The organism is Streptomyces sp. NPDC001450, assembly GCF_053597295.1.
The window spans coordinates 1-16195 of record NZ_JBSFHY010000005.1 but is presented as its reverse complement, the minus strand read 5'-3'; the positions used below and the strand labels follow the sequence as shown (position 1 = coordinate 16195).

The 16195-nt window shown below is 71.9% G+C and carries 11 protein-coding genes; 9 read left to right on the top strand and 2 right to left on the bottom strand.

Translation table 11 applies throughout. The features are described from left to right. Positions 1-40 precede the first annotated feature (40 nt). The 5 genes from ACWC5O_RS06395 to ACWC5O_RS06375 all read left to right on the top strand — a co-directional run bounded on the left by ACWC5O_RS06395 (position 41) and on the right by ACWC5O_RS06375 (position 9309). On the top strand, positions 41-1321 hold the full coding sequence (locus ACWC5O_RS06395; RefSeq protein ID WP_450580336.1) for a carbohydrate ABC transporter permease: 1281 nt from the start codon (positions 41-43) through the stop codon (positions 1319-1321). Continuing rightward, entirely contained in the window at positions 1318-2229 is a 912-nt protein-coding gene (locus tag ACWC5O_RS06390) for a carbohydrate ABC transporter permease (protein WP_450580335.1), read from the top strand. The genes ACWC5O_RS06395 and ACWC5O_RS06390 overlap by 4 nt, the downstream gene beginning before the upstream one ends. A gap of 184 nt (positions 2230-2413) precedes the next feature. After that, complete coding sequence (locus tag ACWC5O_RS06385) at positions 2414-4741, top strand: bifunctional glycosyltransferase/CDP-glycerol:glycerophosphate glycerophosphotransferase (RefSeq protein ID WP_450580333.1); 2328 nt, start codon at positions 2414-2416, stop codon at positions 4739-4741. Positions 4742-4866: 125 nt separating this feature from the next. Further along, positions 4867-7077: a bifunctional glycosyltransferase/CDP-glycerol:glycerophosphate glycerophosphotransferase gene (locus ACWC5O_RS06380; RefSeq protein WP_450580331.1), complete on the top strand. Its 2211-nt coding sequence runs from the start codon at positions 4867-4869 to the stop codon at positions 7075-7077. 6 nt (positions 7078-7083) lie between these two features. Then, the gene (locus ACWC5O_RS06375) at positions 7084-9309 is read left to right on the top strand and encodes a bifunctional glycosyltransferase/CDP-glycerol:glycerophosphate glycerophosphotransferase (protein ID WP_450580329.1); all 2226 of its coding nucleotides are present in this window, start codon (positions 7084-7086) and stop codon (positions 9307-9309) included. Positions 9310-9353: 44 nt separating this feature from the next. Here the strand turns inward: ACWC5O_RS06375 and ACWC5O_RS06370 are convergent, their stop codons facing one another. Then, positions 9354-9767 carry an organic hydroperoxide resistance protein gene (locus ACWC5O_RS06370; protein ID WP_450580327.1) on the bottom strand — a complete coding sequence of 138 codons (414 nt, stop codon included), beginning with the start codon at positions 9765-9767 and terminating at the stop codon, positions 9354-9356. 125 nt (positions 9768-9892) lie between these two features. Between ACWC5O_RS06370 and ACWC5O_RS06365 the strand changes: the two genes are divergently transcribed. Further along, positions 9893-10378 carry a MarR family winged helix-turn-helix transcriptional regulator gene (locus tag ACWC5O_RS06365; protein ID WP_450580326.1) on the top strand — a complete coding sequence of 162 codons (486 nt, stop codon included), beginning with the start codon at positions 9893-9895 and terminating at the stop codon, positions 10376-10378. Here ACWC5O_RS06365 and ACWC5O_RS06360 read toward each other — a convergent pair. Further along, positions 10326-11867, bottom strand: coding sequence for a glycosyltransferase family 39 protein (locus tag ACWC5O_RS06360; protein WP_450580324.1), 1542 nt, complete (start codon positions 11865-11867; stop codon positions 10326-10328). The genes ACWC5O_RS06365 and ACWC5O_RS06360 overlap by 53 nt on opposite strands. A 235-nt stretch (positions 11868-12102) precedes the next feature. Here ACWC5O_RS06360 and ACWC5O_RS06355 point away from each other — a divergent pair, with 235 nt between their 5' ends. From ACWC5O_RS06355 to galE, 3 genes are all read left to right on the top strand, one after another. Next, the gene (locus tag ACWC5O_RS06355; protein WP_450580323.1) at positions 12103-13374 is read left to right on the top strand and encodes a glycosyltransferase 87 family protein; all 1272 of its coding nucleotides are present in this window, start codon (positions 12103-12105) and stop codon (positions 13372-13374) included. Between the two features lie 44 nt (positions 13375-13418). Beyond that, positions 13419-15038, top strand: a complete 1620-nt coding sequence (locus ACWC5O_RS06350; RefSeq protein ID WP_450580321.1) for a glycosyltransferase — start codon at positions 13419-13421, stop codon at positions 15036-15038. Between the two features lie 85 nt (positions 15039-15123). Then, entirely contained in the window at positions 15124-16104 is a 981-nt protein-coding gene (gene galE, locus ACWC5O_RS06345) for a UDP-glucose 4-epimerase GalE (protein ID WP_450580319.1), read from the top strand. Positions 16105-16195 lie beyond the last annotated feature (91 nt).

Below are 16195 nucleotides of genomic sequence, written 5' to 3'. Positions count from 1 at the left end.
GACCCCACCGGGCCCCGCCGCACCGAAGAGCCGCAGAAGCGTGACCGGCACCCGCAAGGCGGTGGCAGCCCTGTTCCTGCTGCCCGCGCTGGTGCTGCTGGGCGCGCTCGTGGTCTACCCGATCGGGTACTCGCTGATCCGCAGCTTCTACAACGCCTCGGGCGACGGCTTCGCCGGCATCGACAACTACAAGGCGCTGTTCACGGACGACGGCATCCGCACCGCCCTGAAGAACAACATCATCTGGGTGGTGTTCGCGCCGGCCGTCTCCACGGCCCTCGGTCTGGTCTTCGCGGTGCTGACCGAACGGGTGCGCTGGGGCACGGCGTTCAAACTGGTCGTCTTCATGCCGATGGCGATCTCGATGCTGGCGGCCGGGATCATCTTCCGGCTGGTGTACGACCAGAACCCGGACAAGGGCGTCGCCAACGCGGTGTGGGTGGGCGTGCACGACACCTTCGCCCAGTCGTCGGCGTTCCCGAAGGCACACCCGGGCCGTGAGTCGCCGCTCAAGCCCGACCAGGGCGGCTTCATCACCACGGCCCCGGTGCGCACCGGGCAGCCGGTCACGCTCCCGCTGGTCGGCGTCGCCCCCGACCAGATGCCCGACGGCGCGAAGAAGGCCGTGGCGGCGAAGCCGGAGCCGGGGAAGATCACCGGCACCACCTGGCAGGACTTCACCCGCGGCAAGGGCGTCGGGAAGCTGGGCGTGCCCGACCCGTCCGAGCTGGGCTACGCCGGGATGCGGATCGAGGCGGTGAAGGACGGCACGGTGGTGGCGTCCACCAAGGCGGCCGGCGACGGCACCTTCACGCTGCCCGCGAAGGCGGACGGCGCCCGCCTGAGGCTTCCCGCGAGCAACTTCAGGGAGCCGTACAACGGCGTCGACTGGCTCGGCCCGTCGCTGGTCACCCCGGCCATCATCGGGTCGTACGTGTGGATGTGGGCGGGCTTCGCGATGGTGCTGATCGCGGCCGGGCTCGCGGGCGTGCCCCGGGAGCTGCTGGAGGCCGCACGCGTGGACGGCGCGGGCGAGTGGCAGGTGTTCCGCCGGGTCACCGTGCCGCTGCTCGCTCCGGTCCTGGCGGTCGTCACCGTCACGCTGATGATCAACGTGCTCAAGGTGTTCGACCTCGTCTACATCATCGCGCCGGGCTCCTCCCAGGACGACGCGAACGTGCTGGCCCTGGAGCTGTACCGCAAGGGCTTCGCGGAGGGCCAGCCGGGCATCGCGAGCGCCATCGCGGTGTTCCTGCTGCTGCTCGTCATCCCGGTGATGCTGTTCAACATCCGTAGGTTGCGGCGGGAGGTGCGGCGATGACGACCGCTGCCGGAAGCATCGGAAAGGTGGCACCCGCCGACATGACCGTGAAGGCCCGGCAGTCGCTCGGTTCGAGGATCGTCGAAAAGCTCAACGGCGGACTGGTCCGCGTCTTCCTCATCCTCGTCGGCCTGTTCTGGCTGGTGCCGACCATCGGTCTGCTCATCTCCTCCCTGCGCGCACCGCAGGACATGAGCGCGAGCGGCTGGTGGAAGGTGTTCACCCAGCCGTCCCAGCTGACCTTCGAGAGCTACCAGAAGCTGCTGGAGAACAGCGACATCACCAACTCCCTGGTGAACACCGTGCTGATCACGGTCCCGGCGACGATCCTGGTCGTCGTGATCGGCTCGCTCGCGGGCTACGCGTTCGCGTGGATGGAGTTCCCGGGCCGGGACTGGTGGTTCCTCGGCGTGGTCAGCCTGCTGGTGGTGCCGGTACAGGTGGCGCTGATCCCGATCGCCGAACTGTTCGGCAGGATCGGTCTGTTCGGGACCATCTTCGGGGTGATCCTGTTCCACGTGGGCTTCGGTCTGCCGTTCGCGGTGTTCCTGCTGCGGAACTTCTTCGCGGAGATCCCGAGGGAGCTGCTGGAGGCGGCCCGTCTCGACGGCGCCGGTGAACTGCGTCTGTTCGCCCGGGTGGTGATGCCGCTCGGCGGGCCCGCGATCGCGAGCCTCGGCATCTTCCAGTTCCTGTGGGTGTGGAACGACATGCTGGTCGCGCTGGTGTTCACCAAGTCCGGTTCGCAGCCGATCACGGTCGCTCTGCAGACGCAGGTACGGCAGTTCGGCAACAACATCGACGTGCTGGCGCCGGGCGCGTTCATCTCGATGGTGATCCCGCTGGCCGTGTTCTTCGCGTTCCAGCGGCAGTTCGTGTCCGGGGTCATGGCGGGCGCGGTCAAGTAGCAACAAAAAGGACACTTTCCGAGGGGCGGGCCTCAAGGGGCCCGCCTTTCCCACGGGGGTCTGGGGGTGTCCCCCAGAAAACACAGCACCCGGTGTCCCCCACATGCCGTACGAACCGTAACCAAATCACTCCATTGGCCGTTCCCGGGCAGAACGCCCGCGCCGACCGACCCATGGATGTCCCTTGCCCAGGTTCAGTGTCATTGTCCCCGCGTACAAGGTCCAGGCGTACCTCTCGGAGTGCCTGGACTCGGTGCTCTCACAGTCGTATCCCGATCTCGAGCTGATCGCCGTGGACGACCGCTCGCCCGACGCCTGCGGTGCCCTCATCGACGAGTACGCCGACCGCGACGCGCGCGTGAAGGCCGTTCACCTGGCCGAGAACCAGGGCCTGGGCCGCGCCCGCAACGCCGGCATGGCCCGGGCGACGGGCGACTACCTGGTCTTCCTGGACAGCGACGACACGCTCACCCCGGACGCGCTGCGCTCGATCGCCGACCGGATCGAGGAGACCGGCGAGCCGGACGTCCTGGTCTTCGACTACGCGCGCACCTACTGGAACGGCGCGGTGGAGCGCAACAAGGTCGCCGCCCACCTCACCCAGCAGGGCCCGGCACCCTTCCGCCTCGAGGACCGCCCGGGGCTGCTGCGGGTGCTGATGGTCGCCTGGAACAAGGCGTACCGGCGGGAGTTCGTCGCGGAGCAGGGGTTCCGGTTCCCGGCCGGCTACTACGAGGACACGCCCTGGACCTTCCCGACGCTGATGGCGGCGGAGTCGATCGCCACCCTGGACCGGGTGTGCGTGCACTACCGGCAGCGGCGGCAGGGCAACATCCTGGGCACCACCAGCCGCAAGCACTTCGACATCTTCGACCAGTACGACCGGGTGTTCGCGTTCATCGACGAGCGGCCCGAACTCGCCCGGTGGCGGCCGGTGTTGTTCCGCCGCATGGTCGACCACTTCTCCACCGTGTTCACCAAGCGGGACCGGCTCCCGCGCGGCACCCGGGGCGAGTTCCTGCGCAAGGCCCGCGCCCACTACCGCCGTTACCAGGCCCGGGGCGCCTCCGTCCCGTTGCGCACCCGGCTGCGCCACGGCCTCGTCCGCTTCGGCCTGCACCGCACCTACCGCGCCCTCCAACTGGCGTTGTCCGCCCGCCGCCGCGCCCTCAAGGCCACGGTCAAGCTCGCCCGGGCCGTCCGGGCGGCCGTCCTCCAGCTGCACTACCGCGTCCAGCTGCGCCTCCCGCTGCGCTCCGACCGGGCCGTCTTCGCGGCCTACTGGAACCGGGGCCACGGCTGCAATCCGGGCGCCCTGGAGAAGGCGTTCCGCACCCACGTCCCGCACATCCGCACCGCCTGGATCGCCCGCCCCGAGCACCAGCACACCGTCCCGCCGGGCCCGCGCCGGCTGCGCCCGGGCAGCTTCGCCTACTGGACGGCGCTGGCCCGTTCCAAGTACCTGGTCAACAACGTCAACTTCGACCGCCGGCTGAGGAAGCGCCCCGGCCAGGTCTTCGTCCAGACCCAGCACGGCACCCCCCTCAAGCACATGGGCCTCGACCTCCAGGAACGCCCGGCGGCCGCCGGTGACACGGACTTCGAGGAGCTTGTGCGGGGCGTCGACAAGTGGGACTACGTGCTGTCCGCGAACCGCCACACCACCCTGACCTGGGAGCGCGTCTACCCGGGCGGCTACACCACGCTGGAGTACGGCTATCCGCGCAACGACGTGTTCCAGCGGGCGACGTCGGCCGACGTGGCCCGGATCCGCGAGTCGCTCGGCATCCCCGAGGGCACGGTCGCGCTGCTGTACGCCCCCACCCACCGCGACTACCGGCGCACCCAGCGCCCCGCCCTCGACCTGGACCGGATCCTGCGCCGCCTGGGCCCGCGCTTCGTGATCCTGGCCCGCGCCCACTACTGGCACCCCGGCCCGCTCGCCGAGGGCGCCGCCCAGGTCCTCGACGTCGGCGACCACCCGGACATCGCCTCCCTCTGTCTCGCCTCGGACGCGCTGATCACGGACTACTCGTCGATCATGTTCGACTACGCCAACCTGGACCGGCCGATCATCGTCCACACCGAGGACTGGGACGCGTACGACGCGGCCCGGGGCACCTACTTCGACCTGCGCGCCTTCCCGCCGGGCGCGGTCGCCCGCAGCGAGGACGAGCTGATCGACATCTTCGCCACCGGCCACTGGCGCGGCTCGCGCTCCGCCCAGCTGCGGGCGGCGTTCCGGGAGCGGTTCTGCCCGTACGACGACGGACGCGCCGCCGAGCGTGTCGTACGGCATGTCGTGCTGGGCGAGCGGGCGGGGCTGCCGGCGTTCGTGCCGCTCGCCGAACGCAAGCCCGTGCCCTCGGCCGCGGCGGCGCCGGCCCATTCCCCGCTGGACCCTGTCGCCGATCCCCCGTCGTCCGCCCGTAGGCAGGCGGGGGATCGGCGACAGGGTCCAGCCACCGCGCCGCAACCTTCCGGCCCTCTCCCCGTCACCGAGAGCCGCTGAACAGCGTTGGTCCTACCGGGAGTTCCCATGCCCCTCAGCACGACGCGGCCCACGCCGGTCCGGCCCTCCACCTGGCGTCCCGCCGGACGGCCCAGCCGCTTCCGTAAGACAACAGAAAGAGCAGAATGCCCCGCTTCAGCATCATCGTCCCGTCCCACGGGGTCGCTGGTCGGCTGTCCCAGGCGCTGGACTCGGTCCTAGGCCAGTCCTTCGGCGACCTGGAGCTGATCCCGGTCTGCGACGCTCCCGACGCCCCGGCCGCCGCGGTGGTCGCCGCGTACACCGAGCGGGACTCCCGGGTGACACCGGTCAACTCGCCGCCGGCCGCCGGTCTGAGCGGGGCCCGCAACGCCGGGGTGCGGGCGGCGACCGGCGCGTACGTGCTGTTCCTCGACGGCGACGACCTGCTGCTGCCCGGCGCACTGGCGGCGCTGGACGCGCGGCTGACCGAGACCGCCGGCGTCGACGTGCTTCATGTCGAGCACGAGCGGACCCCCTGGTGGGAAGGCGAGCCGAGCAACCCGGTGGCCCCGCTGCTGGCCGGGGCGCCGAAGGGAGCCTTCGCCCCGGACGCGTTCCCCGAGCTGACGGGCGTGCAGCTGCCGGCGTGGAGCTCCGTCTACCGCCGCACGTTCCTCATCGAGCACCAACTCGCTTTTCCCGAGAGCCACTTCACCGACCTGGGCTGGGGCGGGCTGACCACGATCGCCGCCGGGCGGATCGCGGTGCTGCGCCGGGTCGTCGTACGGCACCGGCTGCGTCGGCAGGGCAGCAGGCTCAACCTGCCCGGACCGCACCAGCACGCCCTGCTGGACCAGGTGGAGCTGGTGCTGACCCGGGCGGCCGACAGCGGGCTGTCCGCCGAGCGCGCCCACGCCCTCTTCGAGCAGCTCTTCGGGTACGTGCTGAAGACGGCGTCCCGGCCGCAGCGGCTGCCCTGCGGGCACCGGGCCTTCTTCCGCCGGGCCGGCCGGCTGTACCGGCGGCACCGGCCCGCCGGCTACCACGCCCCGGGCGGCAGCCTCGGCGTGCAGCACCGGCTGCTGGCGGCCGGCGCGTACACCGCGTTCCGAGCGCTGCGCGGCGCCAACCAGGCGACGGCCAGGGCGGCCGAGGCCGTGCCGCGCCCGCACATGCTGCGCACCCGGCTGCGCTACGCCCGCGACCTGCGCCGCTCCCTCGACCCCGATCTGGCCGTGTACTGCGCCTACTGGGGCCGCGGCTACGCCTGCAACCCGGCCGCGATCCACGCCAAGGCCCGTGAACTCGCCCCGCACATCCGCTCGGTCTTCCTGGTCGAGGCCGACCAGGCACACGCGATGCCGAAGGACGTCGAGCACGCGGTGATCGGCTCCCGCCGCTACTGGGAGGTGCTGGCCCGCGCCAAGTACCTGGTGAACAACGCCAACTTCGCCGAGGACGTCGTCAAACGGCCGGGCAGTGTCCACCTGCAGACCCAGCACGGCACCCCGCTGAAGACGATGGGCGTGGACCAGTCGACGTACCCCGTGGTGGCCGCGCAGTCCGGCAGCTTCACCAGGCTGCTGGGCCGGGTGGACCGCTGGGACTTCAACCTCTCGTCGAACCGCCACTCCACCCAGATGTGGGAGCGTGCCTTCCCCGGTTCGTACGAGCACCTGGAGTACGGCTATCCGCGCAACGACGTCTACTACACGGCGACCGCCGACGACGTCGCCCGCATCCGGCGCGAGCTGGGCGTGCCCGAGGGCAGCACGGCCGTCCTGTACGCGCCGACCCACCGCGACCACCACGCCGGCTTCGAGACCGGCCTGGACCTGGAGGCCTTCTGCGAGGCGGCCGGCGAGGACGTGGTCGTGCTGCTGCGCGCCCACTACTTCTACGACCGGGGCCGCACCCGGAGCTCCGGGCGGATCAGCCGCATCATCGATGTGTCCGCGCACCGCTCCTCGGAGCACGTGTGCCTGGCGGCGGACGCGCTGGTCACCGACTACTCCTCGATCATGTTCGACTACGCCAACCTGGACCGGCCGATCGTCGTGTACGCCGACGACTGGGAGGTCTACCAGGAGACGCGGGGCGTCTACCTCGACCTGATGACCGAGCCGCCGGGACCGGTCGCCCGCACCGCCGAGGAACTGGCCCGCGTCTTCCGCGACGGCTCCTACGCGGGCCAGGAGGCCAAGGCCCGGCGGGCCGCGTTCCGGGAGCGGTTCTGTCAGTTCGACGACGGGCTGGCCGCCGAACGTGTCGTACGGCGGGTGCTGCTCGGCGAGCCGCCGGAGGCGATCCCGCCGGTGATCCCGCTCGCGGAGCGCATCCCCGCCCCCGCCGCCGCGACCCTCGTGAGGAGCTGACCCGCTGTGCCCCGCTTCAGTGTCATCGTCCCCTGTTTCAAGGTGCAGGGTTTCCTGCGCGATTGCCTGGACTCGGTGCTGCTGCAGTCGTTCAACGACCTCGAACTGATCGCCGTGGACGACTGCTCCCCCGACGGCTGCGGCGCGATCCTGGACGAGTACGCCGAGCGCGACCCGCGTGTGAAGGTGCTGCACCTGCCGGAGAACGTCGGCCTCGGCCGGGCGCGCAACGCCGGGTTGCCGCACGCCACCGGCGACTACCTGTTCTTCCTGGACAGCGACGACACCCTCACGCCGGGCGCGCTGCGTGCCGTGGCCGACCGGCTGTCGGAGTCCGGCGACCCGGACGTGCTGGTCTTCGACTACGCGCGCACCTACTGGTGGGGCGGCACCCGGCGCAACGTGCTCGCGCAGGTGCTCGCCGACGCCGGCGCGGACACCTTCACGGTCACCGACCGGCCGGAGATCCTGGACCTGCTGATGGTGGTCTGGAACAAGGTCTACCGGCGCGGCTTCGTCGAGGAGCACGGCTTCGAGTTCCCGCCCGGGTACTACGAGGACACTCCCTGGACCTTCCCGGTCATGCTCAGCGCCCGGCGGATCGCCGCCCTGGACCGGATCTGCCTGAACTACCGGCAGCGCCGGCAGGGCAACATCCTGTCCACCACCAGCCGCAAGCACTTCGACATCCACGACCAGTACGAACGGGTCTTCGCCTTCGTGGACGCGCACGAGGAACTGGCGGGCTGGCGGCCGTACCTGCACCGCAAGATGGGCGAGCACTGCCTGGACATCCTCGCCAAGCCGGACCGGCTGCCGCCCGCGGACAAGGCCGAGTTCTTCCGGCGCACGGCCGAGATGTTCCGCCGCCACCGGCCCGAGGGCGCCCTGGTGGACGGTGAGGTCGCCCTGCTGGAGGGCGGCTACCCGGTGTACCGGCTGAAGCGGCAGGCCGCGCGGGCCGGGCGCGAGGCCGGGCGGCGGACGGAGCAGCTGCGCCGGGCGGGCGGACTGCGGGCCCGCCGCGGCTGGGCCGGGCTGCACGCGCGCCGCCCGCTGGACCCGCACCTGGTGGTGTACTCGGCGTCCTCGCACCGGGGCGTGCTGGGCGATCCGGCCGCCGTGTACCGCAAGGCGCGGGAGATCGCCCCGCAGCTGCGCGGGGTGTGGGTGGTCCGCGACGAGGAGGCCGCCGCGCAGCTGCCGCCCGGCGTGGAGCACGTACTCGTCGGCTCCCGGCGCTATCTGGAGGTCACGGCGCGGGCGAAGTTCTTCGTCAACGACGTCAACTGGCCCGGCTCACTGGCCAAGCGGCCCGGCAGCGTGCACCTCCACACCCACCAGGGCACCCCGCTGAAGTACATGGGCGCCGACCTGCTGGACAAGCCCGGGGCCCGGCTCGGCTTCGACGTGCCGCAGATGCTGCGCCGGGCCGACCGCTGGGACTACAGCCTGGTCGCCAACCGCCACTCCGAGCTGGTGTGGGAACGCGCCTACCCCTGCCACTTCACCTCGGTGCGCACCGGCAGCCCGCGCAACGACGTGCTGGTCGGCGCGGCGGACGGAGCCGGGGAAGCCGGCGCCGCCTTCCGGCTGCGGCACGGCATCCCCGAGGACCACCGGGTGGTGCTGTACGCGCCGACGCGCCGGGACTACCGACGGGGCGGGCACGTGGACCGGATCGACCTGCCCCGGTTCGCGGCCGACCTGGGCAAGGACTGCACCCTCGTGGTCCGGCTGCACCCGACGCTGGCGACCGGTCCCGCGCGCGGGATGGGCCTGACCGAGCTGGCCCGGCGCGGGATCGTGGTCGACGCGACGGACGAGCCGCACGTCGAGGAGGTGATGCTCGCCTCCGACGTGCTGGTCACCGACTACTCGGCCCTGATGTTCGACTACGCCAACCTGGACCGGCCGATCGTCGTCCACGCCGACGACTGGGCCGCGTACACCGCGAGCCGGGGCGCCTATCTCGACATCACCGCCGAGGCGCCGGGCCATGTGTCCCACTCCTATCGGGAGCTGGCCTGGCTGTTCGCCTCCGGGTCGTGGCAGGACGAGGAGGCGGCGCGGCTGCGGGCGGACTTCCGGGAGCGGTTCTGCGAGTTCGACGACGGCCGGGCCGCCGAGCGGGTCGTACGGACGCTGCTGCTGGGCGAGTCGATGCCCGAGGGTGCTCCCGTGCGGATCCCGGGCCAGAACGTCGGAGGTGACCTGCTGGCCTCGACGTGAGGGCAGTCAGGTCACCTCGGGTCTTGCCGGGTTGACCCCGGGTCCTACTCGATGACGAGGTCGACCTCGATGTTGCCGCGGGTGGCGTTGGAGTAGGGGCAGACCTGGTGGGCGGTCTCGATCAGCTTGCGGCCGGTCGCCTCGTCCACGGTCTCGGGCAGCTCGACGCGCAGCGTCACCTTCAGGCCGAAGCCCTCGCCCTGCTTGCCGATGCCGACCTCGGCGGTGACGGCGGCGTCGCTGACGTCCACCTTCGCCTGCCGGCCGACGAGGCCGAGGGCGCTGCCGAAGCAGGCGGCGTAACCGGCGGCGAAGAGCTGCTCCGGGTTGGTGCCCTGGCCGTTGCCGCCCAGCTCCACCGGCATGGCCAGGGCGAGGTCGATCGTGCCGTCGGAGGAGACTGCACGGCCCTCGCGGCCGTGGGTGGCGGTGGCGACAGCGGTGTAGAGCGCGTCCATGGAAGACCATCCCTCTCGAAATCATGTGATCCGGCGGCTCCTGTCCGGCCGCCCTCACGACCACAAGTAGAGCACACGATTAAATTGTGCACAACTAAATGGTCCGCAAGAGCTACTCTGGAGTCATGAGCGCCACCCAGACCCCCGCCCCCGAGGCGGACTGGCTCCGCCTGGACCGCCAGATCTGCTTCTCGCTGCACGCGGCGTCCCGCGCCTTCAACGGCGTCTACCGCGTGATCCTCAAGGACCTCGGGCTGACCTACCCGCAGTACCTGGTGATGCTGGTGCTGTGGGAGCGGGGCGACCTGCCGGTCAAGAAGCTCGGCGAGCATCTGCGCCTGGACTCCGGCACGCTGTCCCCGCTGGTCAAGCGACTGGAGGGGGCCGGCCTCGTCCGGCGCGAGCGCAGCGCGCAGGACGAGCGGTCGGTGCAGGTGCGGCTGACCGAGGAGGGCGTGGCGCTGCGCGAGCGGGCCCTTCAGGTGCCGCGCCGCATCGTCGCGGCGACGGGCTTCGACCTGGCGGAGATCGGCGAGCTGCGCGAACGCCTCGACCAGCTCACCACCGCGCTGGACGCGGCGGCACTGGAAGAGGCCGAGAGCTCCCGCTGAGGACCGACCGGCGGACGTAGAGCCGCACGGTCACATCGCCCTGCACGGACTCCCCACCGGGCACGAACTGCTCCGCCAGCACGGCCAGCTTCGCCCGCTCGACGGGACTGCCCGGCCTCCAACGCCCCACGAGCAGATCCCGGTCAGCGACAACCCACACCCGATCGAGCCGCGCCACCCGCCGACGCAGACTCTCCGCCCCGACCTCCCTCCCGTACAAACTCCCCGACCGGGCCCCCGACTCCGCCAACGCCACGTCCCGCACCCCCCGGAACGCCCCCGGATAGGCAAGAGCCGCGTTCCGCGTCTGCGCCGGCACGAAGAGCACGGAATCCCCGGCACCCACCTCCCGCCCGGCAACCCGCGCCACGACAGCGAGGTCGTCGGGGCGGCGGGCCGGGTCGCGGTCGCCCTGGAGGAGGGGGAGCTGGTGGGTCAGGGCCTGGGCGATCAGGAGGATGCCGGTCAGGGTGAGGAAGGGGGTGCTCTTCGCGAGTGGCTGCGGCTGAGGGCGCCTTTTCGGCGTGCGACCACCGAGCCGCAGGCTCCCGACGACCCCAGCCACCCGCTCAGCCCCCGCCGCCACCAGCAACGGCGCCCCCGACAGGGCGTACAGCACGTACCGGTCGACGTACAGCGGCGAAGCCTGCGACACCAGCATCAGCACGGCCGGCGGCACCACGGCCAGCGGCAGAGCGACCCCCGCGCAGGTCACCTCGCCCCGCCGCCCCGCCAACCCCACGAGCCCCACCACAGCCAGCCCCAGACACGCCCAGTACACCCCGTCCGCCGGGCCGAGAAACGCCCGCAGCAACCCTCCCGCCGTCTCCCATGTCGGTTCCCGCAACCACGCCACCTGCGCCGCCTGAGCCCGCGACACCACAACCATCGGCACCAGCACGACCCCCACCGCACCCGCCGCACACCCCCAGCCCCGCCACACCCGCATCCCCACCCGGGCCAGCACCAGCGACATCGCGTGGGCGAGCAGCAGCAGGACCGCGAACTCGTGCAGCCAGCAGGTGAGTCCGAGCACGGCGCCGTACGCCCGCCACGAACCCCCCTGCACGGCCCGGACGAACAGCAGCGTCGCCCCGGTGGCTCCGGCCGCGACCAAGGCGTACGAACGGCCCTCCTGCGCGTAGTGACCGGCCATCGGCGTGATCGCGTACAACAGCCCCGCCCACAGCCCGACGCGCGGCCGCACCAGCCGGGCACCGAGCGCGGCCACCAGCCCCGCGGTCAGCGCCGCCGCGCACACGGACGGCAGCCTGAGGAGGACCTCACAGGGATGGACGCCGAGGACGGCGTGCATGAGCAGGTAGTACAGGCCGTGCACCGCGTCCACCCCGTGCACCAGTCGCCAGATCTGCGGCACCGTGCGGCGCGCGACCTGGAAGGTGACGGCTTCGTCCCGCCACATCCCGCCGCGGTCCAGCCCCCAGAGCCCGAGCACGAGCATGACGAGCATGGGCACGGACACGGACACGGCGAGCGCGCTCCGCGCACCTCTAGCCGCGCGAGTCGTTGCACCAGGTGCACCCAGTGCATCCGACGCGTCAGCCGGTACGACAACTGCTGCTGCAGCCGCCCTGCGCGACTGCGGTTTCACAAGAGGCCCGACGTTCACCATGGCCCGATCTTTTGCGATTAGCCAACCTTTGCCGGTCATTGACGGCGTATCGGCATGGATACACCATCCGCGCAGATTAGGCTCCCACGTGATGAACCGTCTCCGTGTCACCCCCGGCCCGGTCCTCGCCCTCACCGCCGTATGGCTCGCCACCCGTGCCCTGATGTCGTGGCTGCTCACGCACGACAGCTCGCCCCTGCTGGGCGGGGGTTCGGTGCCGCGCGAGGTGTGGCGGCTGTACTTCCACTGGTACGGCGTCCTGTCGCACGGCGCGTTCCCGGCACACGACAGCACCTGGCAGTACCCGCCGGGCGCGGGCGCGGTGCTGCTGGCGCCGGGCCTGCTCCCGTGGTTGACGTACTTTCAGGCGTTCGTGGTGCTGACGCTGGCCGCGGACGCGCTGATCGCGGCGGCCCTGGTCCACGCGGGGACGCGCCCCGGGCGGAGCCTGTTCGGCGCGACCCTGTGGACCTGCGGTCTGCCGCTGCTGCTGCACGTGCCGCTCGCCCGGTACGACGTACAGGTGACCGCGCTCGCCGTCATCTCCCTGCTGACGTTGGGACGCTCCCCCCGCGCGGGCGGCGTTTTCGGCGCACTGGGCGCGCTGGTGAAGGTGTGGCCGGGCCTGGTGCTGCTGGGCACGCCCCGGGGGCCGATGACGCGAAGGGCGTGGGGGTGGGCGGTGGCCACCGGCGGCACCTGCTTCGCGCTCCTCGCCCTTTCGTTCAACAATCCGCTGGCCTTCCTGCGGGAGCAGGGCGGCCGGGGTGTGCAGATCGAGTCGTTCGGCGGTACGGCGCTCAACCTGGCGCGGCACGCCGGCTGGTCCGGCCGCGCCCGCTACCAGTACGGCGCGATCGAGCTGGTCGGCCCGCACGTGGCCGCCGTCGCCACCGCCTCCCTCGCGCTGACCGCGGCCGCCTTCGGGCTGCTGGTGCTGTGGAGGGTGCGGGCGCGGCACTGGAGCCCGGCCACGCCGTACGACGCCGCGCTCGCCGCGGTGCTGCTGTTCACCGTCACCAGCCGGGTCATCAGCCCCCAGTACATGATCTGGCTGATCGGTCTCGCCGCCGTGTGCCTGACCTCGCGGCACACCAGCCAGCGCCCGGTGGCCGTCCTGATCCTCGCGGCGAGCGCGCTCAGCTCCGTGGCCTTCCCGATGTTCTACCGCGACGTCGTCGCCGGCACCTGGACCGGCTGTCTGCTGATGCTGGCCCGCAACGGGCTGCTGGCCGCCGCCGCGGCGCTGTCCTTCGTCCGGCTGTGGCGCGCCGCGCGGCCGCCGGCCGGAAAGCCCGCGCCCGCGACGCAACCCCGACCGGATTCCGACCGTCTTCCGGAACGAGCACTAAGCATCTCTTAACAGAGTATTACCGAACATTTCTACGCTCCCGGCCTGTGGACCCCATGCATCCAGACCCGCGAGACCCGCACCCTACGCCTCAGGTCGGTGTCGTCGTCATCGGCTACAACGACGCCGACCACGTGCTCGACGCCGTACGCTCGGCGCTCGACCAGGGCGCCGCCGTCGGTGAGGTCGTCGCCGTGGACGACTGCTCGACGGACGGCAGCGGCGAACTGCTGGCCCGCCTGGCCGCCGGTGAACCGAGACTGCGGGTCGTGCGCCGCGAGGTCAACAGCGGCGGCTGCGGCAGTCCGCGCAACACCGGGATCGACGCGGTGACGATGCCGTACGTGATGTTCCTGGACAGCGACGACGTGCTGCCGCCCGGCGCGGTGGACGCGCTGCTGGCGGCGGCCACCGGGGCGCGCGCCGAGGTCGCGAGCGGCCTGTGTGTGCGCCGGGAGCTGCCCTCGGGTCGGGAACAGCCCTGGCAGGCCCCCCTCTACGCGACGCACGCCGTCCTCGCGCGCCCTTCCCAGCGGCCCCGCCTCGTCCACGACACACTGTGCGTCAACAAGCTGTACCGGACCGCCTTCCTGCGCGAGCACGGCATCCGCTTCCCCGAGGGGCGCTTCCTCTACGAGGACTTCGTGTTCACCGCGCGCGTGCTCGCCGCCGTGCCGCGCATCGCGCTCGTACCGGACCGCGTGTACGTGTGGCATGTCCGCCGGTCCGCCGAGCAGTTGTCGCTCTCCCTGGACCGGGGACAGATCGACAACTGGAAGGCGCGTACGGAGGCGTGCGCGCTGGCGTACGACATTCTGCTGAGCGCCGGACAGAAGGAGCTGGCGCGGGCCGCGCGATCGAAGTTCCTCGACCACGAGGTGCGTATGTACGCGCGCGAGCTGGGGTTGCGCGAGGCGCACTACCAACGCGCATGGTGGGCGCACACCCGGGAGTACCTCGCGCGCTACGACGCCGCCGACTGGGAGGTGAACCCGTCGGCGCCCGGCCGGCTGCTCGCGCGGGTCGTCCTGGAGTCCGCCGAGCCGTGCGACCTGCCCCGCCTGAAGGAGCTGGCCTCGCGCCCCGCCCGGCTGCTCCCGCCCTACGCCCGCACGCCCGACGGCACGCCCGTATGGTCGGCCGACCTTCCCCAGGTCGCCCTCACCCCCCTGCTGGCCCGTCCCACCCGCCTCCTGCCGCTCGCCGTGGACGCGGAACTGCGCCCACGCGCGCATGGCACCCGGCTGCGCCTGCGGCTGCACGAGCTGTACGGGCGGATGGCCGAGGCCGGGCCGCGGGAGGTGGAGGTGGAGTGGCAGTCCAGGGAGGACGGACGCACGCACCGGCGCGAGAGGACCACATTCACGCCCACCGGCCCCTCAGGTGCGGACGGCTGGTCGGCCGAGGTGCCCGTCGATCTGGCCGGGCTCGGCGCGGGCACCTGGGATCTGCGCCTGACCGTGCGCTTCGCGGACGGCGCGTCCCGGGACGTGACGGCGCACGCCCTCTCGGGCGCCGGCCGACTGCGCCGGCACGCCGTCCCGAGCGCCCGGCACGGCGTGCTGCTGGTCCAGCCTTACGCCACGCACTCCGGCGCGCTGGCACTGCGCGTGGCGACCGGGGTACGGGGAGTCATCGCGGTGGCCCACGGACGACTCCGCCGCCTGCTTCACTGAGACCCACGGGACTGCACGGGGGACCCGCACGACCGAGAGCCACCGGCCACGTCACGACAGGCCGGCTGACGAGGGAAGGCCGTACATGACCTGGCTGATCACCGGCGGCGCCGGATACATCGGGGCGCACGTCGTACGCGCGATGACCGAGGCGGGCGAGCGGACCGTGGTCTACGACGACCTGTCCACCGGTGTCGCCGGGCGGGTGCCGGACGAGGTCCCGCTGGTGCGGGGCTCGATCCTGGACGGCGAGAAGGTGGCACGCACCCTCGCCGAGTACGAGGTGACCGGGGTCGTCCATCTGGCGGCGAAGAAGCAGGTGGGCGAGTCCGTGGTTCTCCCGCTGCACTACTACCGGGAGAACGTGGAGGGTCTGCGGGTCCTGCTGGAGGCCGTGACGCAGGCGGACGTCCCGTCCTTCGTCTTCTCCTCCTCGGCCGCCGTCTACGGCATGCCGGACGTGGACCTGGTCACGGAGGAGACCCCCTGCCTCCCCCTCTCCCCCTACGGCGAGACCAAGCTGGCCGGCGAGTGGCTGGTCCGCGCGACGGGCCGGGCGACGGGCCTGGCGACCGCGTCCCTGCGCTACTTCAACGTGGCCGGCGCGGCCACCCCCGCCCTGGCCGACACGGGCGTCTTCAACCTCGTCCCCATGGTCTTCGAGAAGCTCACCGAGGGCGCGGCCCCGCGCATCTTCGGCGACGACTACCCGACCCCGGACGGCACCTGCGTCCGCGACTACATCCACGTGGTCGACCTGGCCGAGGCCCATGTGACGGTCGCCCGCGCCCTGCGCTCCACCCCCGGCCACGACCTGACCCTCAACATCGGCCGCGGCGAGGGTGTTTCGGTCCGCGAGATGATCGACCACATCAACGGGGTCACCGGCTACGAGCGCCCCCCGATCATCACCTCACGCCGCCCCGGCGACCCCGCCCGCGTAGTCGCCTCCGCCGACCGCATCGCCACCGAACTGGGCTGGCAGGCCAAGTACGACGTGCAGGACATGATCGCCTCGGCCTGGGAGGGCTGGGTACGACTCCACCCGGAGGCGGCGCGGTCCTAGTGCCCCGGCAGGCAACGTTTGCCCGTCAAGGAGCGGCGTCCGGTGCGTGCTCTCGGCGTGCCGGCCGGAAGCCCTCGTACTGGACGTACTT